Annotated in this window: 24 protein-coding genes; 17 read left to right on the plus strand and 7 right to left on the minus strand. The window is 63.7% G+C overall.

What is annotated here, in order from left to right; all coding sequences use genetic code 11:
• Window position 1: 1 nt before the first annotated feature.
• The 6 genes from gspH to HU770_RS01850 are packed head-to-tail and all read left to right on the plus strand — an operon-like array spanning window position 2 to window position 3512.
• Window positions 2–439: a type II secretion system minor pseudopilin GspH gene (gene gspH / locus HU770_RS01825; RefSeq protein WP_186662950.1), complete on the plus strand. Its 438-nt coding sequence runs from the start codon at window positions 2–4 to the stop codon at window positions 437–439.
• Window positions 436–804: a type II secretion system protein GspI gene (locus tag HU770_RS01830; protein ID WP_186654303.1), complete on the plus strand. Its 369-nt coding sequence runs from the start codon at window positions 436–438 to the stop codon at window positions 802–804. The genes gspH and HU770_RS01830 overlap by 4 nt, the downstream gene beginning before the upstream one ends.
• Window positions 801–1391, plus strand: a complete 591-nt coding sequence (locus HU770_RS01835) for a prepilin-type N-terminal cleavage/methylation domain-containing protein (RefSeq protein WP_186654307.1) — start codon at window positions 801–803, stop codon at window positions 1389–1391. The genes HU770_RS01830 and HU770_RS01835 overlap by 4 nt, the downstream gene beginning before the upstream one ends.
• The gene (gspL, locus tag HU770_RS01840; RefSeq protein ID WP_186662951.1) at window positions 1388–2473 is read left to right on the plus strand and encodes a type II secretion system protein GspL; all 1086 of its coding nucleotides are present in this window, start codon (window positions 1388–1390) and stop codon (window positions 2471–2473) included. The genes HU770_RS01835 and gspL overlap by 4 nt, the downstream gene beginning before the upstream one ends.
• Window positions 2470–2856: a type II secretion system protein GspM gene (gene gspM / locus HU770_RS01845; protein WP_186662952.1), complete on the plus strand. Its 387-nt coding sequence runs from the start codon at window positions 2470–2472 to the stop codon at window positions 2854–2856. The genes gspL and gspM overlap by 4 nt, the downstream gene beginning before the upstream one ends.
• The gene (locus HU770_RS01850) at window positions 2853–3512 is read left to right on the plus strand and encodes a general secretion pathway protein GspN (RefSeq protein ID WP_186654316.1); all 660 of its coding nucleotides are present in this window, start codon (window positions 2853–2855) and stop codon (window positions 3510–3512) included. The genes gspM and HU770_RS01850 overlap by 4 nt, the downstream gene beginning before the upstream one ends.
• A gap of 122 nt (window positions 3513–3634) precedes the next feature.
• Here the strand turns inward: HU770_RS01850 and HU770_RS01855 are convergent, their stop codons facing one another.
• The 4 genes from HU770_RS01855 to HU770_RS01870 all read right to left on the minus strand — a co-directional run bounded on the left by HU770_RS01855 (window position 3635) and on the right by HU770_RS01870 (window position 11157).
• On the minus strand, window positions 3635–8161 hold the full coding sequence (locus HU770_RS01855) for a hemagglutinin repeat-containing protein (protein WP_186662953.1): 4527 nt from the start codon (window positions 8159–8161) through the stop codon (window positions 3635–3637).
• A 27-nt stretch (window positions 8162–8188) separates the two neighbouring features.
• Window positions 8189–9868 carry a ShlB/FhaC/HecB family hemolysin secretion/activation protein gene (locus tag HU770_RS01860; protein ID WP_186662954.1) on the minus strand — a complete coding sequence of 560 codons (1680 nt, stop codon included), beginning with the start codon at window positions 9866–9868 and terminating at the stop codon, window positions 8189–8191.
• Between the two features lie 161 nt (window positions 9869–10029).
• Window positions 10030–10584 (minus strand): L,D-transpeptidase family protein, encoded by a 555-nt coding sequence (locus tag HU770_RS01865; protein ID WP_033700971.1) that lies wholly within the window; start codon window positions 10582–10584, stop codon window positions 10030–10032.
• A 21-nt stretch (window positions 10585–10605) separates the two neighbouring features.
• Window positions 10606–11157: an NUDIX hydrolase gene (locus HU770_RS01870; protein WP_033700970.1), complete on the minus strand. Its 552-nt coding sequence runs from the start codon at window positions 11155–11157 to the stop codon at window positions 10606–10608.
• A 125-nt stretch (window positions 11158–11282) separates the two neighbouring features.
• On the opposite strand from HU770_RS01870, the gene HU770_RS01875 reads away from it, so the two are divergent.
• From HU770_RS01875 to purT, 5 genes are all read left to right on the plus strand, one after another.
• Window positions 11283–11882, plus strand: coding sequence for a CoA pyrophosphatase (locus HU770_RS01875; protein WP_033700969.1), 600 nt, complete (start codon window positions 11283–11285; stop codon window positions 11880–11882).
• 57 nt (window positions 11883–11939) lie between these two features.
• Window positions 11940–12464 carry a gamma carbonic anhydrase family protein gene (locus tag HU770_RS01880; protein ID WP_033700968.1) on the plus strand — a complete coding sequence of 175 codons (525 nt, stop codon included), beginning with the start codon at window positions 11940–11942 and terminating at the stop codon, window positions 12462–12464.
• Complete coding sequence (locus HU770_RS01885; protein ID WP_033700967.1) at window positions 12457–12663, plus strand: DUF1289 domain-containing protein; 207 nt, start codon at window positions 12457–12459, stop codon at window positions 12661–12663. Before HU770_RS01880 ends, HU770_RS01885 begins: the two co-directional genes overlap by 8 nt.
• Window positions 12664–12742: 79 nt before the next feature.
• Window positions 12743–13210 carry a VUT family protein gene (locus HU770_RS01890; RefSeq protein ID WP_033700966.1) on the plus strand — a complete coding sequence of 156 codons (468 nt, stop codon included), beginning with the start codon at window positions 12743–12745 and terminating at the stop codon, window positions 13208–13210.
• Window positions 13211–13286: 76 nt separating this feature from the next.
• Window positions 13287–14468 (plus strand): formate-dependent phosphoribosylglycinamide formyltransferase, encoded by a 1182-nt coding sequence (purT, locus tag HU770_RS01895; protein ID WP_047581517.1) that lies wholly within the window; start codon window positions 13287–13289, stop codon window positions 14466–14468.
• Window positions 14469–14506: 38 nt separating this feature from the next.
• Here purT and HU770_RS01900 read toward each other — a convergent pair whose 3' ends face one another.
• The 3 genes from HU770_RS01900 to HU770_RS01910 all read right to left on the minus strand — a co-directional run bounded on the left by HU770_RS01900 (window position 14507) and on the right by HU770_RS01910 (window position 18111).
• The gene (locus tag HU770_RS01900) at window positions 14507–15808 is read right to left on the minus strand and encodes an MFS transporter (RefSeq protein ID WP_186662955.1); all 1302 of its coding nucleotides are present in this window, start codon (window positions 15806–15808) and stop codon (window positions 14507–14509) included.
• Window positions 15809–16086: 278 nt separating this feature from the next.
• Window positions 16087–17292 carry a transporter associated domain-containing protein gene (locus HU770_RS01905; protein WP_186654336.1) on the minus strand — a complete coding sequence of 402 codons (1206 nt, stop codon included), beginning with the start codon at window positions 17290–17292 and terminating at the stop codon, window positions 16087–16089.
• Window positions 17293–17301: 9 nt separating this feature from the next.
• Entirely contained in the window at window positions 17302–18111 is an 810-nt protein-coding gene (locus HU770_RS01910; RefSeq protein ID WP_033700961.1) for an inner membrane protein YpjD, read from the minus strand.
• 262 nt (window positions 18112–18373) lie between these two features.
• On the opposite strand from HU770_RS01910, the gene ffh reads away from it, so the two are divergent.
• The 6 genes from ffh (at window position 18374) to HU770_RS01940 (ending at window position 22437) form a co-directional block, all read left to right on the plus strand.
• Window positions 18374–19750 (plus strand): signal recognition particle protein, encoded by a 1377-nt coding sequence (ffh, locus tag HU770_RS01915; RefSeq protein ID WP_033700960.1) that lies wholly within the window; start codon window positions 18374–18376, stop codon window positions 19748–19750.
• A 235-nt stretch (window positions 19751–19985) separates the two neighbouring features.
• On the plus strand, window positions 19986–20237 hold the full coding sequence (gene rpsP / locus HU770_RS01920; RefSeq protein ID WP_016501232.1) for a 30S ribosomal protein S16: 252 nt from the start codon (window positions 19986–19988) through the stop codon (window positions 20235–20237).
• A 5-nt stretch (window positions 20238–20242) separates the two neighbouring features.
• Entirely contained in the window at window positions 20243–20779 is a 537-nt protein-coding gene (gene rimM, locus HU770_RS01925) for a ribosome maturation factor RimM (RefSeq protein WP_033700959.1), read from the plus strand.
• A 3-nt stretch (window positions 20780–20782) separates the two neighbouring features.
• Window positions 20783–21535 (plus strand): tRNA (guanosine(37)-N1)-methyltransferase TrmD, encoded by a 753-nt coding sequence (trmD, locus tag HU770_RS01930; RefSeq protein ID WP_033700958.1) that lies wholly within the window; start codon window positions 20783–20785, stop codon window positions 21533–21535.
• Window positions 21536–21578: 43 nt separating this feature from the next.
• On the plus strand, window positions 21579–21929 hold the full coding sequence (rplS, locus tag HU770_RS01935; protein WP_008094487.1) for a 50S ribosomal protein L19: 351 nt from the start codon (window positions 21579–21581) through the stop codon (window positions 21927–21929).
• A 100-nt stretch (window positions 21930–22029) separates the two neighbouring features.
• Complete coding sequence (locus HU770_RS01940) at window positions 22030–22437, plus strand: acyl-CoA thioesterase (RefSeq protein ID WP_009683444.1); 408 nt, start codon at window positions 22030–22032, stop codon at window positions 22435–22437.

Genomic DNA, 22437 nt, shown 5'->3' on the forward strand with positions numbered 1-22437 from the left:
GGTGCGCCGTGAACAAGGCTTCAGCCTGATCGAATTGCTGGTGGTGCTGGCCATCGCCGGGTTGATGTCCAGCCTGGCCGTGGCCTGGCTCGACAGCGGCAAGACGAATGTCGACCAAGCCCTGCAACGCCTGGCGGCCGAAACCCGGACCCAGGCGGCCCTGGCCCGCCATGCCGGGCAGTTGCGCGGGTTGCGCTGGACTGGCCAGCGGCCGGAGTTTGTCCGCCGCGAGGACGACGCCTGGGTGGTCGAGACCGTCGCGCTCGGCGACTGGCCCAAGGGCCTGCGCCCGGACTGGCCCGCCAGCGCGCAGCCGCATCTTCTGTTCACGCCGCAAGGCTGGGCTCAGCCGGGCTCGGTGCGCTGGCACTGGGCCAAAGGCAGCCAGCAATGGGCCTGGCGCAGCGATGGCAAGCTACAGCTGGCGCCACTGCCATGAAGCGCCAGCAGCGCGGTTTCACTCTGCTGGAAGTGACCGTGGCCCTGGCGATTGCCGCCGTGCTGGCGGTGATCACCAGCCAGGTCCTGCGCCAGCGCCTGGCGGTGCAGGACAACCTGCAGCAGCACCGCCTTGGCCTGCTGTGCGCGCGCGAGCTGCAAGCCCGTTTCGTCGTCGAACAGTACTGGCCGACCAGCAACCAGGTGGGCGGCCAACTGAGCCAGGGCGGCCAGCTGTGCCATTGGCAGATGCGATTGCGCCGCACCGGCGTGCGTGACCTGCGCCGGGGCGAACTGCAGGTGTTCGGCGACCGCGACCAGCGGCTGCCGCTTGGCCAATACAGTGTTTTTCTGGAGCGCCCATGAAGCGGCATCAGGCAGGCCTTACCCTGATCGAACTGATGGTCGCGCTGGCCCTGACCGCGCTGCTCGGCATCATGCTGGCGGCATTGGTCAACGGCTGGCTGAAGGTGCGTGAGCGGTTGCAGGTGAGCAGCCAGCAAACCTCGGTGCTGGATTTTTGCCTGGCGCTGGAGCGGCGCCTCGACAGCCCGGTGCTGCGCCGGGTGTACGAACAGCGTCTGCCCTTGGCCAGCCGCTGGTTCGATTGGCAACCCGCGAACGGCCAACTGCTGTGGGTGGCTGCCACCGGCCTGCCTGAAGCTGAAGGCGGGTCGCGCCTACAGCGCCAGCGCTTGCGCTTCGAGGCGCGCGAGCAGCGTGTGTTGCTGGAGAGTTCGGCCGACCTGTATGCCGCGACTGCTGCGCGCTGGGTGTTGCGCGAGCAACTTGAAGGGGTGAGCAAGGTGAACGTTTTGTATCACCAGGGCGGCCGCTGGCAACCCTGGCCTTCCGATCAACCGGCGCACCCCGGCCGTGGTGTGCGCCTGGAGCTGCAGCGTGATGGAGCACCGTATGTCTGCACTTTCGTTATTCCCTGGGGGCGTTCATGAAGGTTGATTGGCGTCGACGTTCGCCGGCCCGGCCTTGGCTGTTGTTGCGCCCAGGCAGCCCTTGGGACTGGCTGCTGGTCGAGGGCGGTATCGCGCAGCGCCAGGGGCAGGGCGAGCCCCCGGAGAACCTGCAGGCGCGGGTGGCGTTGATCGTGCCTGCCGAGCACTGCAGCCACTTCCAGTTGCCCGCACCGCCGGGGCTCAGGCGTGAAGAATGGCCATTGTTGCTTGAAGACCGCTTGCTGCAGAGCGCGGATGAGGTGGTGTGTGGATGTTTGGGCCGTGAAGCCGGGCAGGTGCGGCTACTGACCGTGGCACGTCAGCATCTGGAGGGCTGGCGCGGGCAGTGTGTGGAATGGGGGGTGTCGGTCGAGTGTTGCTGGGCCGAATTTCAGTTGCTGCCTGTTCCTGAGGCGGGTGTGGCCTGGTGTTGGCAGAAGCCGGGCGGGTTCAGCTTGATGAAGGGGCTGAGCGAAGGCGCGGGCGAACGCTGGCTGGCCTGGCCTGATGCGCTGGGCGATGTGCGGGTCGAACCCTGGCCGCAACTGCGCAGGGTGCCGCTCGAGGGGCGCTGGCCCGACGAGTTGGCGCCGCTCGACAGCCTGCCTGGCCTGTTCGAGCAGCGGCGAACTCGCACCTTTGTTGGCCCCTCGCGAGCACAGCGTCAGCTGCTTGCCGCCTGCCTGCTGCTGGCCTGCACCTGGGGCGGCCTGTGGTTGGCCCAGCAATGGCGCCAGGTGCAGCTCTGGCAAGCCCAGGTGCTTGCCGTGACCGGCGAGCAGGCAGGGCCGCGGCAGGCGGCGCAGGTGCTCAAGCGCCTGCGCGAAGCCGAACTGCAACAGCAATTGCGTGTGCGTCAGTTGGCAGACTTGCAGGGGCGCTTGCAGGCCTGGTTGCAAGCGCATCCCGGCTGGCGCCTGCAAGCCGTGCGCTTCGACGGCCAGCGCTGGCATGTGCGCGTGGAGGGGGAGGGGGCCGCACCGCCCTGGGGCGAGATGGCCAGTGCTGTTGGGGCACAGGTGCAAGTGAACGGGGATGCATCGTCGACCCGTGTGGTTTTCGACCTGGAGGTGGCGACATGAACCGGGACTGGGTTCAGCGCCATCGCCTGGCACTGGCCGGGGGGCTGATTGCGCTGCTGTCGAGCGTGCTGGTTGTACGCGAAGGACTGGCGCAATGGCACGCGCTTGGCCAATGGCGGGGGTTGGCGCAGGCGGCGGCAGGTTTGCAGGGGGGCGCGCCGCTGAGCTTGGAGCGTCTGCACCAGTCGGCGCAAGCGCGGCGCATCGAGTTGCAGGAGGTGGTCGCACAGGGTGAGACCTGGCACATGCAGGGGCAGGTGGCCGATGAGCAGGCCCTGCTGGGCTGGGTCGTTTCGCTGCAGAGCGAGGGCGCGCAACCGTTGCAGTGGGGGTTGGAGCAAGCCCCCAACGGCCTGCGTTTTGACCTGGTGCTGCGGCCATGAGCCGGGGCAGCGTGGCGTGGCTGCTGTGGGTGTTTGTCCTGACCTTGCTGGTGGAGCTGCCGGCCAGTTGGCTGGTGCGTGGGTTCGGCCTGCCGGCAACGGGAGTGAGCGGCAGCTTGTGGCAGGGGCAGGCGACACAGCTTGGGCCGTTCGGGCCATTGCAGTGGGCCGTGCAGCCCTGGCGTTTGCAGGGCCAAGGGGCATTGGGCTTTCAGGGGCAGGCCTGGCAGGTGCGGGTTGAAGGCTGGCCTTGGCGTTGGCGCCTTGACGTTCAGCCCACAGCGGCGCAGGTGACTGTGCCTGCGGCCTATCGCCTGGTTGGGCAATGGCAGGGTACGCTGCGGGTGCACGGTGCGGGGCGGCGATGCCAGGCTGCCGAGGGGCGTATCAGTGTCACGGACCTGGCGCTGAGTGAGCCCTGGTCGTTGGGGTTAGGGCAGGGATGGCTCGAGGTGCAGTGCCGAGGTGGTTGGCATGTGCTGGGGCAGTTGGCGCAGCAGGGGCAGCATCAGTTGCAGGTGGATGCGCACCTGCTGGGGCGACAGGCCCAGGTCACCCTCGCGTTGCAGCCCGATGCCGCCCTGACGCCGCTGCTGCGCGGTGCGCAATGGCTGGGGCCAGAGGCGACAGCGGGGCAGCGGCTGATCAGGTGGTAATCACTTGAGTGAGGTCGCGGCCATTGATAGATCGCTATCTTACTGATTTGTAAGGTTTATCTGTGGGGTCGGCCAAGTCACCACATCATGGGTGGGTTCATGAAAGCGTCGACGGGCAACGGTTACTGCGCCTTGCCTTGCACGCTCGATACCCACTGCTCGCTGCGGTTGTGCCCGCTGGTGCGCAATAGCCCCAGGTCAAGCGCATTCTCACCGTCTGCAGCGCCCTTGCCTTTGGTGAACTCGGCCACGGCAGTGCCCAGGTCCACCGGCGAGTTGGACGCATCGATCGACACATCGCGGCGGTAGTCGCTGCCATTCAGGGTTTCACGGGTAACGGCATTGGCGTTCAACTCGACAGCGCCTTTGCCCGATTGCAGCCGGGCGCCCACCAGGTGGGCATCGCCACCGACCTTGAGGTCAAGCCCTTCACTGCCCTTGAGCGTGGCCTGCCTGGTCACGGTGTCGCGCTGTTGGTGTGAGACCTCCAGGCGCAAGGTCGGGGAAAAACCAGGATCGGCTTTGCTCAAGGCAGCGCCGGCTTTTTTGCCGATTTTGTCACTCAGCGGCCCAGCCAGCGCGTTGGCGGCGTTGGTGTAGCCCTGCGGGTTCTTCTCCTGGCTCAGGCGCAGGTCGCCTTTCACGCTCAAGCTGTCGACGCGGTCCTTGCGGCTGGCAACACGCAGGTCGCCGCCAACATCACCGTTTATGCGCCCGGCTTCCAGGCTGGCACCTTCGATGCGCGTGTCGCCACGGCTTTGCCACTGGATTTTTTCGGCGCGCAGTTGGCTGGCATTCCACGTGTGGTTGTCACGCTTGTCCAGCGCTACCTGGGCGCGGCCATGCAGGCCGAGGGTATCGGTAGCGCCCTTGGCCATGTTGAAGCCGGCCCCGGCCGTGATGTCGAGGTTGTCGCGTTGCTCGCGGTCGCTTGAAGCTTCGATCAGCATGCCGCCGCCTGCGGCGTTGAGCTCGATTTGTTCGGCCGAGGCTTGCAGGCCCTCAAGGTGCAAGGCAATGTCCTCCCGGGCACGGCTGCTGAGGGTGAGCTTGCCCGCGCTTTCGAAGCTGGCATTGACGGCCTGGCTGGCGTCTTCGTTCTGCTTGCCATGGTTGAAGTGGCCGCCGACAGCGCCACCCTTGGTCGCGCCAGTCTTGGCTGCCAGCTCCAGGCCGCCACCCAGGCTGCCGCCCTTGGCCTGCTGAGTATTGCTGGCCGCAGTGACCTGCAAACGGCCACCACTCTCCAGCAAGGTATCGCCGACCTTGGCTTCACGGCTGCCGATACGCGTGCCTTCCAATACAAGGTCTGCCTCACTGCTCAGATGCACAGCGCCCTTGGCATCGATCTGCGCCACCTGCGCCTTGGTCTGCGCGCTGTTCTGCTGGTTGTGATCCAGGTAGCCACGGGTGTCGACGCCGGTGCTGCCGGGGCGGTTGCCGACCTTGGCCCAGGCATTACCGTCAAGCTGCTTTGAGGCCTGGCTGTTACGGTCAGTGGCCTGCGGTAACGACAGCGTGCCGCCGCTACGCATCACCACAGCGCCGTCGCCACCGTCGATGCGCGTGCCCTCGTACTTGCCATCGCTGCCCAACTGCACCTGGATACCCTGTTGGCCATAGAGGCTGCCGGGCACGGCGGTACTGGCCAGGTCGTGTTTATCCAGCGAGCCGCCTTTACCGGCAATGCGTACATTGAGATCGTTACCGGTGCTGGTGTCTACGCGGGCATCGCCGCCATAGGCCAGGCGCTGCACGGTATCGGCCTGGGTGTTTTCGGCGGCGCTCAGGTGGTGCTGCGTGGCATCGATCAAGAGCTTGCCGGTGTTGGCCTTCCACGCGGTACCCTGGTCATCGATGACATCGGCCTTGACCTCGACTGCAGCCCCCGACAGCTCACTCACCTGGGCAAAGCCGCGGCGTTGGTTTTCCAGGCGCTTGAGGTGGTCTATGGTCATGTCGGCACCGGCGCTTGGCGCCACCATCGCGTCTTCAGGCGCGCCCTGCTGGAAGCGCGCCGCCTCTTCGCCCAGCACCAGCCGTTCGATGGGGCGGGTGAGGTCACGGTATTCGACGCTGGCGCCCAGGCTGCCTGCCCCGTTGTTGGTGACGCTTTCACGCTCTTGGGTATTGTGCACGGCACGGTTCTCGATGTGCTTGGCGGTTACGTTCAGTTGCTGGCCAGCTTCGACGCGCGCGGCTTCGGTAAGCAAACGCTCGGCGTCCAGCTTCACGTCCCCACTGGCCTGCAACTCGCTGCGTTGGACGGTGCTGTCGCGTTCGAGCTGGCTTTGGGTGTTGTGATGGCCTGCGAAAGCGCTGCCCAGTCGATCGATACCCCCTGTCACTTTCAAGCTGCCTCCACTCTGGCTGTCGTTGCTGACGGACTCGCGTTCATTGCGGGTTGCGCCAAGGCTGACCTGTTTGGCGGCCACAGTGAGGTCGCCAGTGCTTGCCACGACCTTGGAGCCATTGACCTGCAGGTCGGCATCGCTTTGCAGATCGACCGAAGCGCCTTTCAGTTCGCTGGCGACCTGCGTTGTTTCCTGCACCTTGCCCGTCGTGTTGGCGACCTGGTAGCCCACGCTGGCTTCGTACTGGCGTGATTGCGGTTTGCCGTCCTGTGCCTCCTGGGTCTGCCGGGCGCCGGCACTGAAGCCGCGTTGCTGTTGATCGGTTTGTGTTTCGCTGCGCGACTGCGCGCTGTCGATCGTCAGGTCGCCCTTGGCCTGCACCTGCAGGTGCTTGCCGGCTTCGATTCTTGCCCCGTGGATGCGTAGCTCCTCGGCGCTGGCCAGGCGCAGGTTGCTGCTGGACGAAACGTCGCTGAGCAGTACCTGGTCCTTGCGTGTGGTGTCCTTGCGATCGCTGCCGATCAGGCCGAACAGTTTGCTGTTGCCCTGATGGTCAGTCGACGTGCTGCTGCCGTGGTCGGCCTCGATCGCCAGCAGGCCCTTTTCGCTGTACAGCACCGAATCTTCCTTGCCGTGCACCTTGCTACCTTTGATGGTGACCTGGTCAGCCGTCATGTTCAGCTTGCCGTCTGCCGTCACACTGCTGCCAACCACCGTCTGCCCTTGCGTGTCATTACCCTTGCGATCACGGAAGAAAGTCCCGGAGACCAGGTCGCCGCGGTAGTTGCGCTGTGTGCCGCTGTCCTGCAATGCAGTGGTGCCGATCTCGACTTGCCGCGCCTTGATCTGCATGTCGCTGTTGCTGTGCAGCGTGCTGCCTTGAACCGTGAGGGTATCGGCCGCAGTGAGGGCCATGCGCTCGGCATTCAACGTGCTGCCCCGGGCTGTTTCCCGGGTTTGCTCGGTGTCGCGGTCACCGCGCCACAAGTCCTTGCGGTGACGTACCTGTTGTTTGATGTGCTGGCTGTCGATGCCTGCCACGATGTCCAGTTTGCCGCCACTGTCGACGTTCAATTCGCCGCCCGCCTTCACGTCGGCGGCTACCAGGCGCATGTCAGCGCCCGATTGCAGCATTACGCTGTCTTGGCCGTGCAACTGCGTGCCGTGCTGCTGGTTTTGGGTGGTGGTGCGCTCGCGGTTGTAGGTTTCGCGGGTGACGAAGAGAAACTTCTTCTTCCAGTTTTCGCGGTCGTGTTCGGTGTTTGCCAGGCTGTCGGCATCCAGGGTGAGTGACTGGCCGGCCTTGACCACCACCTGTTGCGCCTTCCCATCGACGGCCCGCAGGGTCAGGTCATGCGCGGCGCTGAGGTTCAGTGCGCCCCGTTCGCTGTGCAGTTCGCTGGGGTTGTCCGCCTTGCCGCTGATGTGCAGGGCGCCGGCCGAATGGATGTCGATACCGTCGCCGGCATGCACCTTTGCCGGCCCCATGCGCACCCCCGCGCCGTCAGCGGTGCTCAGCACACGGATACGCCCGGCACGCATGGCACCGAACAGGGTGGCATCGACACTGCCCTGTTCGCCGGGCAGGTGTTCGACCACCTGCCCGCTGGCGTGATCGATGCGGTTGCGGCCAACCGTGACGTTCAATTCATTGGCAGCCATGAGCAAGCCTTTGCTGTCTATTCGCGGCGCGATCAGATCAAGGGCACCGGTGCTGTTGCTCTGGCCGTCGTCGAGTACCTGCAGGGAGCCACTGGCGTTGAGGGTGTCGAGGTATTTGAGTTGCTGGTCCTCGAATTCCGGGGTGCCGACCACGAAGCCTGCGCGGGTGGTGTTGATGAAGCTGCCGCCGTTGAGGGTGATGCCATTGGGGTTGGCCAGGATGTAGTCGGCCGGGCGGCCGAAGATTTCCTGCGGCCCCTCGATCAGCGAAGCGTTGCGGCTGATCACCTCATTGAGGATGGTCGAGGCGGCCTGGCCCTGGAACTGCGGGTTGGCTGCAAGGGCGCCGGCCAGTTGCGACTGGCCCGCCTGCGTGGCGTTGTTCAGCACTACGCCGGGGTTGCCGACGTTGTAATCGAGGAACTGGTTGTGCGACAGGCCGCCAGCGTTGGGTGCAACGATGTCGATGACCGGGACGCCATGGCCGTTGTTGATGAGCGGGGTGCCTGCAGGGCCGCTGGCAGCTTCCAGGCCGCCCGAGGCTTGCGCGGTGCTGGAGCCGAGCAGGGCGAGGAAGATGGCCCAACGCAAGGTATTGGGGTGGGTAGACGTCAGTTGCGAGAGTGTTTGCATGTTCTCGTTCTCTTTGTTGTGGGTGAATCAGATGTTCAGGTGCCACTCCAGTACCCAGAAGCCCGGCTCCAGAAGCGTGCGGGGCCGGTCGCTGGTGTACAGGGCGCGTTGATAATCGAGGCGCAGGCGACTGTCGGGCAGGCTCACTTCGATGCCGGCCGCAGCACCGGCCAGGCGCAGGACGGGGCTGTCGCTGGCGAGCTGGGTCCAGCCAAGGTCGAGGCCGACGTAGGGGCGCACTTGCAACGGTGCCGCCCAGGCGGGGCTCAGCGGGCGGCTCAAGGTGTTGCGCCAGGCCGCGCCAGTGGCGCCGGCGTAGGTGTGCAGGCGGAAGCCGCGTACCGCCGAGTCGTCGCTGGCCAGCAGTTGTTCGACGGCGGGCAGTGGGTCGGGGCTGTACTGCAGGCCGAGTTCGCTTTGCCAGCGCCAGGGCTGAGGCGCTGCGCCTTGGCGAAGGTGCAGAAAGGTGGCGCGGTATTTGACGAAATCGCTGCGCAGCCCGTTGCTGCGCATGGCCGGGTTGTCCTTGGACAACCCCTTGAGGCCGTGGGCGACCCCCACATACCCGTTCCACAGCCCATTCTCGAGCCAGAGCCACTGCAGGCCGGCCTCGACGCTGGTGAGGGTAGGGCTCTGCAAGTCGACGACAACGCCGCCGGTGCGGTTGACCATCTGCTTGCGGTCCACCCGAGTACTGGCGCTGAGCATGCCCTGCTGATTGCGCCACAGCACGCGCTCGGCGCTCACGCCCTGGAAGCGGCTGCGGCCACTGCTGGTCTGTTGCCCGTGCGGGATGGGGGCGTTGTAACGCAGTTGGCTGGCGTTAAAGGCGAATGTCCACGGACCGTAGGGGATGCTGTAGTACACCGTGATGCCCGTGCTGGTGCCCGGCGCATCGAAGACGGTGCTGGCCAGCCACAGGCGCAGGTCGTCGTTTAGGCCCAGCGGGCTGTCCAGGCCGACCCCGAGGTTCAGGCGATGGCGGCCGGTCAGTTCACTGCCGCGGTTGTCCAGGCGGCCGTCCAGATGCCAGCGCGAGGCGACTTTGTGGGGCTGAACGCGCACGCGGGTGCCGCCTTGCAGTTCGCCGGGGAGCAAGTCGGCACTCAAGTCGTAGGCACGCAGGCGGTTAAGCTGGTCGAGACCTTGCTCCAGGTCCGGGAGGTACAGCGGCTGCCCCAGTACGCCAGGAAAAGCACCGCGCAAGGAAAGGGGCAGGTCGGCGCCGAGCTCGATCGACTCGACAAAACCTTCGCTGATGACGATATCCAGCGGGGCGTCATCTTCGGGGGGCTGGCGCAAGTAGGGGCGGCTGGTCGGGTAGCCGGCCTGGACATAGCGCTGGGTAATCGCCTTGAGCAGGCGGTTGATATCGGCGATGCCCATGCAAGGTTGCATCAGCGGCACCACGGTCGCCTCCAGTGCTGTCCCCGACACGTGTCGATGGCCGGCCAGGCGCACGCCGCTCACCGCCCAGCAGTGGCTGTCGCCAGTCTGTGCACTCTGACTGTGCTGATTACCTTGCGCAGCAGGCACCCGTTGCCAGCGCTCAAGGCGTTGTTGCTGTTCCAGTTGCCGCAGCGTTTGCTGCTGATCGCGCAACTGTTGGCTGGCCAGGTCGTCGGCCAATGCCTGGGCGCTGGTCATCACCCCGGTCAGGCAGCAGACCAGCAGCCTGCAGGCAATGATGAGAATTCGGTACGGCATTCAAGCACCCCGCAGAGGACGTACGGATCTCGTATTCGTCTGCGTGGATGCTAAGAATTAAGTGATTGGCTTGGATGCAGTACCCTGCCTAAGCGGCTGTCAGGCGGGTTCTCGTTTAGGGTGCGAAAGCTCCTACAGGATGAGTCGGCATGCAGGACGTGTCAGGGACGAATCTCGATCAATGTACCGTCCTTGACCAGCTCCCAGACTTCCTGCATGTCGTGGTTGCGCATGGCGATGCAACCTTCTGTCCAGTCCAGTGTGTGGAAGTACCACTCGGGGTAGTCATCATTGACCGGTGTGCCGTGGATCATGATCATGCTGCCGGCACTCACGCCTTCGCGGGTGGCGCGTGCGGCATCTTTGATGTTGGGGTAGGAGATGTGCATGGCCAGGTTGAAGCGGTCGCTCTGCTTGCGCCAGTCCAGCCAATAGAGGCCCTCGGGGGTCTTGCGGTCACCTTCGCGTTCCTTCGCGCCCTTGGGCTGCTTGCCCAGGGAAATGCGGTAGGTCTTGAGCGGTTCGCCGCGGCTGATCAGTTGCAGGCGGCGCTCGGACTTGATCACCAGCACCTTGTCGATCAGCGGTTGCATGGCCTGCTGCGAGGGCGACGATGTTTGCGCTGCCGGCAGGGGCTTGCGCACGATGGTCTCGGTGAAGGCCGCCTGGGACACCGAGGTAACGCAAAGGCAGAAAAGGGCGAGCAACCAGCGCATGAAACGGTATCCCTGATGACGTTAGGTGGTGGACGTGACATTCATCGGTGGCAGGTACTCATGGCCTATGGGGTAGTGCTGCCCGATGCGGTCGCGATAGTAGCATTCTAGTGTGCGTGTGACGGTGCGGAAAGCCAGCGCGTCCCACGGTATCTCATGCTCCTCGAACAGCCGCACTTCCAGGCTCTCGATACCCACATCGAAGCGCAGGTCGGCCAGTTCGGCGCGGAAGAATACATGCACCTGGTTGATGTGCGGCAGGTCGAACAGCTGGTACAGGTTCATGGGCCCGACCTGGGCGCAGGCTTCCTCGACGGTTTCACGACGGGCGGCCTGGTCGAGGGTCTCGCCGTTCTCCATGAACCCGGCCGGTAAGGTCCAGTAGCCACGGCGTGGCTCGATGGCGCGCCGGCACAGCAGCACCTGGCTACCCCAAGTGGGCAGGACCCCCGCCACGATGTTGGGGTTCTGGTAGTGAATGGTCTGGCAATACTCGCAGACATACCGCAGGCGGCTATCGCCCTCGGGTATCCGCTGAATGACCGGCTGGCCGCACGCGCTGCAGAATTTCATGCTTATCTTCCCTTATGACAGGGCTATCTTGGCGTGGCAGCCGGGCGGCCGCAAGCGCACAGGGCTTGGGTGCTTCTCGGCTTTGGTGCATCATGCAAGACAGGCCTTGGATACGAGAGTGCGCAATGCTGGACGAGCTACTTCGCCGAATGAGCAACCATGAACCCGCATCACTGGAAACCGACCGACGGTTTCCCGAAGCGGCGGTACTCTTGCCCATTACCCGCAGCGAAGCGCCCGAACTGGTCTTGACCCTGCGCGCCAAGGGCTTGTCGACCCACGGTGGCGAAGTCGCCTTCCCGGGTGGCCGGCGCGACCCTGAAGACCCGGACCTGGTGTTTACCGCCCTGCGCGAAGCCGAAGAAGAAATCGGCCTGCCCCCTGGGCTGGTGGAAGTGATTGGCCCGCTCAGCCCGCTGATCTCGCTGCACGGCCTGAAAGTGACGCCATTCGTCGGGCTTATTCCCGATTTCGTCGAGTATCGCGCCAACGATGCCGAGATCGCGGCAGTATTCACCGTGCCGCTGGAATTCTTCCGCCAGGACCCGCGTGACCATACTCACCGTATCGATTACCAGGGCCGCAGTTGGTATGTGCCCAGTTACCGCTACGGCGAATACAAGATCTGGGGGTTGTCGGCGATCATGATCGTCGAGCTGGTCAACCTGCTGTATGACGCCGGCATCAGCCTGCATCAACCCCCGGAGCGTTACATCGAGATCTGAGCGGGGCCCACCCCGCCGTCTGCTACAAACCGCCGCCGTTTATCCTGAGGAGCGAGCATGAAATATCGCCTGGGCGACCTGCGGGTCGACAGCCACCCCACCAGCTGGATCGCGCCCAACGCCACCGTGATCGGCAATGTGCGCCTGCAGGCCCGTGCCAGCGTGTGGTTTGGCGCTGTATTGCGCGGTGACAACGAACTGATCGACATCGGCGAGGACAGCAATGTCCAGGACGGCACCGTGATGCATACCGACATGGGTTCGCCGCTGACCCTGGGCAAGGGCGTGACGGTTGGCCATAACGCCATGCTGCATGGCTGCACGGTCGGCGATTACAGCCTGGTCGGCATCAATGCGGTGATCCTCAACGGAGCCCGCATCGGCAAGCACTGCATCATCGGCGCCAATGCGCTCATCCCCGAGGGCAAGGAGATCCCTGACGGTTCGCTGGTGATGGGCTCGCCGGGCAAGGTGGTGCGTGAACTGAGCGAGCAGCAGATGCGCATGATCGAGGCCGGTGCCGCGCACTATGTGCACAATGCCCAGCGCTATGCGCGCGAGCTGGTAGCTGACGATGAGTGAGGTCATTGCCGTCGAGCGCCCGGTCGCTTCGCCTTGCGTCAGCATCTGCGCGCTGGACGAGCAGGATATCTGCACCGGCTGCCAGCGTACCGTGGCCGAAATCGGTCGCTGGGGGCGGATGGATAACACCGAGCGTCGCGCCGTACTGAAACTGTGCCATGAGCGGGCGGTGGCCGCTGGGTTGATCATGGGGCAATGATTCGGCGCTGGCTGCCTCGCAGGTTTACCCGCGAAGCAGCCAGCGGTAATCTGTACGGCTTGCCCACAGATTACCCGCCATGTTCTATCTCATCGCCTATATCAGCAGCGTAGTGCTGATCAACTACGCCTTCTCCAGCGCCCCGCACCTGGACATCATCTGGTCCGCCTGGGGTGGCCTGGTGTTCATCCTGCGCGACATGGTGCAGACCCGCTTCGGGCATGGCGCCCTGGTCGCCATGCTGGTGGCCCTGGTGTTGTCCTACATCACCTCGGAGCCTGCCATCGCCCTGGCCAGCGCCACGGCGTTTTTCGTTTCCGAGCTGATCGACTGGCTGGTGTTCAGCATCACCCGTCGGCCCCTGCGTGACCGCCTGTGGCTGAGCTCGGCGTTGAGCATTCCGGTCGATACCTTCATTTTCTTCGGCATGATCGGCGCGCTGACCCCTGCCGTGATCGGCACGGCCATGGCCTCGAAGTTCGCCGGTGTCACCGCCGTGTGGCTGGCCATGGCATTTCGCGCCCGGCGGGCTGCCGCGGTCGGTTGATGGTGTAGAATACGGGTCCTTTTTCAGCGGGCGGCGCTTAGCCTGGCGCAGCCCCGGACGCCTTCGAGGACCTGAAATGACCCGTATCGGAACCCCATTGTCGCCCACCGCGACCCGTGTACTGCTCTGCGGCTGCGGTGAGCTGGGCAAGGAAGTGGTGATCGAGCTGCAGCGCCTGGGCGTCGAAGTGATCGCCGTGGACCGCTACGCCAACGCGCCGGCCATGCAGGTGGCGCACCGCAGCCATGTGGTCAACATGCTCGATGGCGTCGCCCTGCGCGCGGTGATCGAGGCCGAGAAACCGCACTACATCGTCCCCGAGATCGAAGCCATCGCCACCGCGACCCTGGTCGAACTGGAGAGCGAAGGCTTCACCGTGGTGCCCACCGCCCGTGCCACCCAGCTGACCATGAACCGTGAAGGCATCCGGCGCCTGGCTGCCGAAGAGCTGGACCTGCCGACCTCGCCGTACCACTTTGCCGATACCTACGAAGACTACGCCAAGGCCGTGGCCGATGTCGGCTACCCGTGCGTGGTCAAACCGGTGATGAGCTCATCGGGCAAGGGCCAGAGCCTGCTGCGCAGCGATGCCGACCTGCAGCAGTCCTGGGACTACGCCCAGGAAGGCGGGCGTGCCGGCAAGGGCCGGGTGATCATCGAGGGCTTCATCGACTTCGATTACGAAATTACCCTGCTGACCGTGCGTCATGTCGGCGGCACCACCTTCCTCGAGCCTGTCGGCCATCGTCAGGAGAAAGGTGACTATCAGGAATCGTGGCAGCCCCAAGCCATGAGCCCGAAGGCCCTTGCCGAGTCGCAGCGAGTGGCCAAGGCGGTCACCGATGCACTGGGCGGGCGTGGCCTGTTCGGCGTGGAGCTGTTCGTCAAAGGCGACCAGGTGTGGTTCAGCGAAGTGTCGCCGCGCCCGCACGACACTGGCCTGGTGACCTTGATCTCCCAGGACCTGTCGCAGTTCGCCTTGCACGCCCGCGCCATTCTCGGCCTGCCGATCCCGGTGGTGCGCCAGTTCGGGCCGTCGGCGTCGGCGGTGATTCTGCCGCAGGGGCAATCGCAGCAGACCAGCTTCGCCAACCTTGGTGCTGCGCTGAGCGAGCCGGATACGGCCATTCGCCTGTTCGGCAAGCCGGAAATCAACGGCCAGCGCCGTATGGGCGTGTGCCTGGCGCGTGACGAATCGATCGAAGCGGCGCGGGCCAAGGCGACCCGTGCTTCGCAGGCGGTCAAGGTCGAGTTCTGATCTGAAATGGCTGGGGGCGCAAAGCGCCCCCAGCGTCTTCACAGTTCGGTATGCCGGGTCTCTTTAAGGCACAGCACAGCAATCAGACTGATCACCGCCGCCACCGAAACATACCCGCCCACCCAGCTCAAGCCGCCCATGCTCACCAGCTTCTGGGCAAAGAACGGCGCCGCCGAAGCCCCCACGATGCCACCCAGGTTATACGCCGCCGACGCGCCGGTATAACGTACGTGGGTCGGGAACAGCTCGGGCAGCAACGCCCCCATTGGCGCGAAGGTCACCCCCATCAGGAACAGCTCGATGGCCAGGAACAGCGCCACACCTGTGGTCGAGCCCGAGGTCAGCAGCGGTTCCATGGTAAAGCCCGAAGCCACCGCCAGCAGGCCGCCGACGATCAGTACCGGTTTGCGCCCGTAGCGGTCGCTGAGCCAGGCCGACAGTGGCGTGGCCAGGGCCATGAAGACCACCGCAAAGCACAGCAGGCCAAGGAACGTCTCACGGCTGTAACCCAGCGTGGACACGCCGTAGCTGAGCGAGAACACCGTCGAGATGTAGAACAGCGCGTAGCACACCACCATCGCCGCAGCACCCAGCAGGGTTGGCACCCAGTGCTTGGCGAACAAGTCGACCACCGGCATCTTCACGCGCTCATGCTGGGCAATGGCTTTGGCGAACACCGGGCTCTCTTCGAGCTTGAGGCGCACATACAGGCCCACCAGTACCAAGGCGGCGCTGAGCAGGAACGGAATGCGCCAGCCCCATTCACGGAATTGCTCGTCACTGAGCACCAGGGCCAGAGTCAGGAACAAGCCGTTGGCAGCCAAAAAGCCGATTGAAGGGCCCAGCTGCGGGAACATGCCGAACCAGGCGCGCTTGCCCGGTGGTGCGTTTTCGGTCGCCAGCAGCGCCGCGCCGCCCCATTCGCCACCCAGGCCCAGGCCTTGGCCGAAGCGCAGCAGGCAAAGCAGGATCGGCGCCCACACGCCAATGCTGTCATAGCCGGGCAGCACGCCGATGGCGGTGGTGGAGACGCCCATCAACAGCAGCGACGCCACCAGGGTCGATTTGCGGCCGATACGGTCGCCAAAGTGGCCGAACAATGCCGAACCCAGCGGGCGTGCGAGGAAGGCGATGCCGAAGGTAAGAAAGGCCGCGAGCATCTGCGCGGTGCCCGACCCGGAGGGGAAGAACACCGGGCCGATCACCAGCGCGGCGGCAGTGGCGTAAACGTAGAAGTCGTAGAACTCGATGGCAGTGCCAATGAAGCTGGCGGTGGCCACCCGCGTGGGCGAGTTGACCGGCGCGGCAGGCGCTTGGGCATAGGTGCTGCTGGTGGTCATTAAGTAGGTCCCTAACAGTCTGGTCGTGCGCCACGGGCTTGATCCGCGAGGGTGCGTGCTGCCTCAATGGGCAGGCACCGTTGCACGGACGCCGAAGCGTATTGTTCTTTTGCTCGCTCGACTGACGATAGCCCAGGGGGGGTAGGGGCGGGCGCGGGTACTGTTCGGGGTATTGAAGCAGGGCCGCAGGGCGTGTCAGTGGTGCGGACTGGCCGTGGGCCGCCGGGTGCGGGTAGCAGGCGGGACGGCGGGGCTGGGTAAGCGTGACCCGAGTATAGCTAGCGGGTCACGGTCCACACCAGTACCTTGCTGGCGCAATTGTCCTCTGTTTCGAGGATTTCCAGGCGATATCGGCCGATCTTCAGGCAAACCGCACTTTCCGGGATGCTTTCAAGCGCTTCGGTGACCAACCCGTTGAGGGTTTTCGGCCCGCCATCGCAAGGCAGGTGCCAGCCCAGGGTGCGGTTGATCTCGCGCAGCGAGGCGGTGCCTTCGATGACGAAGGTGCCGTCGGCCTGGGGGTGTACGTGCGGGTTGTCCAGCCCCTGTTCGTCTTCGAATTCGCCAACGATTTCTTCGAGGATGTCTTCCAGGGTGACGATGCCCAGCACCTCGCCGTATTCGTCCACCACGACGCCCAGGCGGCGTTGCTGCTTGTGGAAGTTCAGCAACTGCATCTGCAGGGGTGTGCTTTCCGGAACGAAGTAGGGTTCGTAGCAGGCGCCGTGCAGCTTCTCCAGGGTCAGCTCTGCCCTGGGCAGCAGGTGGCTGATCAGCTTGGTATTGAGGATCGCTTCAACCTGGTTGATATCGTTGTGATAGACCGGCAGCCGGGTGTGCCGGCTGACGATCAACTGCTCGATGATGCGTTCGATCGGCTCGTCCAGATTGATACCATCGACTTCGTTGCGCGGCACCAGGATGTCGTTGACGGTGACTTTGTCCAGCGACTGCAAACCATCGAGCAGCCCGTGGCGCACTGGCTCGTGCGCTTCGTCTTCGTCGAAGTCGTCATCTTGCTGTGGGTGCAGGGCCACCGCCGTAGGCTGCGCACGGAACGGGCGCAGGATCAGCTTGGCGCAACCATCGAGCAGGCAGGCCAGTGGCTGGAGGATAGCCAACGGCACCTTCAGCAGGTTGGCACCCAGGCTGACGAACGCCTGTGGGTTACGCCGCGCCAGGCGCCGCGGCAGGAACTCGGCAAACACCAGCAAAGCCAGGGTGGCGCCCAGGCCGGCCAGCCAGAAACCGTGTTCGCCGCTGTAGCGCTGGCCGATCAGGCAGGCCAGGCCCAGTACCAGCAGCTTGCCCAGGCTGGCGCACAGCACTAGTGCCTGGGCGGGCAGGGGGGCTTGCCCGTCGTCGCCATTGCGCAGCGAACCATTGAGTTGCAGGCGTGCGGCATCCACGGCGCTGAACAGCGCCGACCACAGCAGCGACAGTGCCAGGGTGCCGAATAGCGGGGCGTACGGCAGGGTGTCCATGGGCGGCCGTCAGATATGCAAGATGAATTCGCGGACCAGCTTGCTGCCGAAATAGGCCAGCATCAGCAGGCAGAAACCGGCCAGCGTCCAGCGGATCGCTTTGTGGCCACGCCAACCCAGGCGGGTGCGGCCCCACAGCAGAACACTGAACACCACCCAGGCGACGCAGGCCAGCAAGGTCTTGTGCACCAGGTGCTGGGCGAACAGGTTGTCGAGGAACAGCCAGCCGGAAATCAGCGACAGCGAGAGCAGACACCAGCCGGCCCAGAGGAAGCCGAACAGCAGGCTTTCCATGGTTTGCAGCGGCGGGAAGTTGCGGATCAGCCCGGACGGGTGTTTGTTTTTCAACTGGCGGTCCTGCAGCAACAGCAGCAGCGACTGGAATACGGCAATGGTGAACAGGCCGTAGGCCAGGATCGACAGCAGGATATGCGCGAGGATGCCGGGCTCTTCGTTGATCAGCGGCACGGTGCCCGGTGGCGCGAACTGGGCCAATAGCGCCGTGACCGCACCCAGCGGGAACAGCAGCACCAGCAGGTTTTCCACCGGGATGCGCAGGCACGCCAGCAGGGTCAGGGTGATGACCGCCACGGCGATCAGGCTGGCGGCGCTGAAGAAGTCGAGGCTCAGGCCCAGCGGGGTGATCAGCTGGAAGAACAGGGCGCCGCTCTGGGCGATCACAGCAAGGGCACCGAGCAAGCCCAGCAGCCGTTTGTCGGACTTGCGGCCCTGGGCCAGGTGCGAACCCTGGTAGAGGGTCGCAGCTATATAAAGGCCGGCGGCGATCAGGTTGGGGATGAGGCTGGGTGAGGAGAACATAAGTCCTGGTTGGCGAGCCTTAAAGAGACGGAGTTTGGCATAGTGAGCTGCAAGCTGGAAGCCGTAAGCTACAAGCAAGGGCTGATGTGCAGGCTGGGCGCTTTTCCTTGTGGCTTGCAGCTTTGAGCTTGCCGCTCGGAAGCCAAGGTGTGCGTCGCCGTTACACTTCGCTATAATCGCCGCCTTGCTGTGCCCTGGGGGTGTGCATTTCCCCCTCGGCGCCTGACAAACCTCGGCTTTTACTGGGCCAGAAAGGATCACCATGTTCGAAAACCTGACCGACCGCCTGTCACAGACGCTGCGCCATGTCACCGGCAAGGCCAAGCTGACTGAAGACAACATCAAGGACACGCTGCGCGAAGTACGCATGGCGTTGCTCGAGGCCGACGTTGCCTTGCCGGTGGTCAAGGATTTCGTCAACAGCGTCAAGGAGCGTGCGGTCGGTACCGAAGTGTCGCGCAGCCTGACCCCGGGCCAGGCCTTCGTGAAGATTGTCCAGGCCGAGCTGGAAAGCCTGATGGGCGCGGCCAACGAAGACCTCGCGCTGAACGCCGCACCACCGGCCGTAGTGCTGATGGCTGGCTTGCAGGGTGCGGGTAAGACCACCACCGCCGGCAAGCTCGCGCGCTTCCTCAAGGAGCGCAAGAAGAAGAGCGTGATGGTGGTGTCGGCCGACGTCTATCGCCCGGCGGCGATCAAGCAGCTGGAAACCCTGGCCAACGACATCGGCGTGACCTTCTTCCCGTCCGACATCAGCCAGAAGCCTGTCGCCATCGCTGAAGCGGCGATTCGCGAAGCCAAGCTCAAGTTCATCGACGTGGTCATCGTCGACACCGCCGGCCGTCTGCACATCGACGCCGACATGATGGACGAGATCAAGGCGCTGCATGCCGCGGTCAAGCCGGTCGAGACCTTGTTCGTGGTCGACGCCATGACCGGCCAGGACGCCGCCAATACCGCCAAGGCCTTTGGTGAAGCCCTGCCGCTGACCGGCGTGGTGCTGACCAAGGTCGACGGTGATGCCCGTGGCGGTGCCGCACTGTCGGTGCGGGCCATTACCGGCAAGCCGATCAAGTTCATCGGTATGGGTGAGAAGACCGAGGCCCTCGAGCCGTTCCACCCCGACCGCGTCGCGTCGCGCATCCTCGGCATGGGCGATGTGCTCAGCCTGATCGAGCAGGCCGAGCAGACCATCGACAAGGCCAAGGCTGACAAACTCGCCAAGAAGCTGAAGAAGGGCAAGGGCTTCGACCTCGAAGACTTCCGCGACCAGCTGCAGCAGATGAAGAACATGGGCGGCCTGGGCGGCCTGATGGACAAGCTGCCGAGCATTGGCGGGGTCAACCTGTCGCAGATGGGCAACGCCCAGGGCGCGGCCGAGAAGCAGTTCAAGCAGATGGAAGCGATCATCAACTCCATGACCCCGGCCGAGCGCCGTGACCCTGAACTGCTCAGCGGTTCGCGCAAGCGCCGCATCGCCATCGGCTCCGGCACCCAGGTGCAGGACGTCGGCCGGCTGATCAAGCAGCACAAGCAGATGCAGAAGATGATGAAGAAATTCTCTGCCAAGGGCGGCATGGCCAAGATGATGCGCGGCTTGGGCGGCATGATGCCTGGCGGCGGCATGCCCAAGCTGTAAAACCGATTCAGGCCAGTGGCGGCAAGCCCGCCGCTGGCCGGAACCCGCTTCGGCGGGAACACTGTCGCCTCATGAGCAGGCGGCTAAATAGCAGATCAGCAGGCTGGCCTTTTTGTTTGAAGTAAAAAGGCATTTGCAAATGTCCGGATATTCCTTGAGAATGTGCGGCCTTTCGGGCACCCGTGTGCCCGCTGTGCATCATGATTTGCAGCACCGACTACAGGAACGATGTTCAATGCTTACCATTCGTCTTGCCCGTGGCGGCTCCAAAAAGCGCCCGTTTTACCAACTGACCGTAACCGACTCGCGTAACCCGCGTGACGGCTCCCACATCGAACAGGTTGGCTTCTTCAACCCGATCGCTCGTGGTCAGGAAGTTCGTCTGTCCGTTAAACAAGACCGCGTTGCTCACTGGCTGAGCATCGGCGCACAGCCGTCTGAGCGTGTTGCTCAGCTGCTGAAGGAAGCTGCCAAGGCTGCTGCCTGAACTGTATGAACGCGACGCCAGAAAAGGCTGACGACCTCATCGTCGTTGGCAAGATTTTTTCGGTTCACGGCGTTCGCGGCGAGGTGAAGGTGTATTCCTTTACCGATCCGATTGAAAACCTGTTGGATTACCGTAACTGGACGCTTCGGCGCGAAGGGTCGGTCAAGCAGGTAGAGCTGGTCAGTGGCCGTTCCAATAAAAAGGAGCTGGTCGCCAAGCTCAAAGGGCTCGACGATCGTGACGAAGCGCGTCTTCTGAGCGGTTACGAGATTTGCATCTCGCGCAGCCTTTTGCCCAACCTGACGGACGACGAGTACTACTGGTACCAGTTGGTCGGTCTGAAAGTCATCAACCAGGACGAACAGCTGTTCGGCACGGTTGATCACCTGTTGGAGACCGGCGCGAACGATGTAGTGGTGGTCAAGCCTTGCGCAGGCAGCCTGGATGACCGTGAGCGCTTGTTGCCCTATACGGCGCAATGTGTGCTGGCAGTCGACCTTGAAGCCGGTGTGATGCGGGTCGAATGGGACGCGGATTTCTAACTGATGGGTAACCTTCGCGTAGAAGTCATCACGTTGTTCCCCGAGATGTTCTCGGCCATTACGGAGTACGGCATTACCAGCCGCGCGGTGAAGCAGGGCTTGTTGCAAGTCACTTGCTGGAATCCGCGGGACTACACCAGTGATCGCCACCACACGGTGGATGATCGGCCTTTTGGCGGTGGTCCGGGGATGGTGATGAAGATCAAGCCTCTGGAAGATGCACTGGCCAGTGCCAGGCAAGCGACCGGAGCAGCGGCAAAGGTGATCTACCTTTCGCCACAAGGCCGCAAGCTGGATCAGCAAGCGGTCAAAGGCTTGGCCGAACAGGAATCTCTGATCCTGATCGCCGGCCGTTATGAAGGCATTGACGAGCGTTTTATTGATGCTCATGTCGATGAAGAGTGGTCGATTGGTGACTATGTGCTTTCCGGTGGTGAGCTACCGGCCATGGTACTGATCGATGCGGTTACGCGGCTGCTGCCCGGAGCTTTAGGGCATGTAGGCTCGGCGGAGGAAGATTCCTTCACCGATGGCTTGCTGGATTGCCCGCACTACACCCGACCTGAGGTGTATGCGGATCAGCGTGTACCCGACGTGTTGCTAAGTGGCAACCATGCACATATCCGGCGATGGCGGATGAAGCAGTCCCTTGGTAGGACCTTCGAACGACGCGCCGATCTTCTGGAAAGTCGCTCACTTTCTGGAGAAGAGAAAAAGCTGCTCGAGGAATACCTCCGCGAGCGGAACGATAGTTAACGTATCGATGGTGGATCACGTTTGTCCACCTTAGGAGCACAGCATGACTAACAAAATCATCCAGCAGCTCGAAGCAGAGCAGATGAGCAAGGAAATCCCGACCTTCGCACCAGGCGACACCATTGTCGTCCAGGTTAAAGTGAAGGAAGGTGAGCGTTCCCGTCTGCAGGCGTTCGAAGGCGTTGTTATCGCCAAGCGTAACCGTGGTCTGAACAGCGCCTTCACCGTGCGCAAGATCTCGAGCGGCGTTGGTGTTGAGCGTACCTTCCAGACCTACAGCCCGCAAATCGACAGCCTGGCCGTGAAACGTCGTGGTGACGTGCGTAAAGCCAAGCTGTACTACCTGCGCGACCTGTCCGGCAAAGCCGCTCGCATCAAGGAAAAACTGTCCTGAGTACAGTTTGCCCGGTGGCCATGGCCGCCTAGCGAGAAAAAAAGCAGCCTTCGGGCTGCTTTTTTGCGTTTTGAAACTTAAGAAAGCGATGTGACCAGACATGACTACCCGAGACCAGGAAATCCAGCGCCGCACCGAGCTTTCGGTAACCCGCGTGACCAAGGCGGTATTCCCCAACACTACCAACCATCACAACACCCTGTTTGGCGGCACCGCGCTGGCCTGGATGGACGAAGTGTCGTTCATCGCCGCCACACGCTTCTGCCGCTTGCCATTGGTGACGGTTTCGACCGACCGCATCGACTTCAAGCACCCGATCCCGGCGGGTTCGATCGTCGAGCTGGTGGGCACGGTGATCAAGGTGGGCAACACCAGCTTGCAGGTGCAAGTGGATGTGTTCGTCGAGAACATGTACCTGGATGGCCGCGAACGGGCGATCCATGGTGTGTTCAGCTTTGTCGCCATCGACGAAGACAAGCGGCCGGTGCCGGTGCTGCCCCAGGCCTGA

It is taken from the genome of Pseudomonas sp. SWRI68 (genome assembly GCF_014269165.1).
Classification (GTDB): Bacteria; Pseudomonadota; Gammaproteobacteria; order Pseudomonadales; family Pseudomonadaceae; genus Aquipseudomonas; species Aquipseudomonas capeferrum.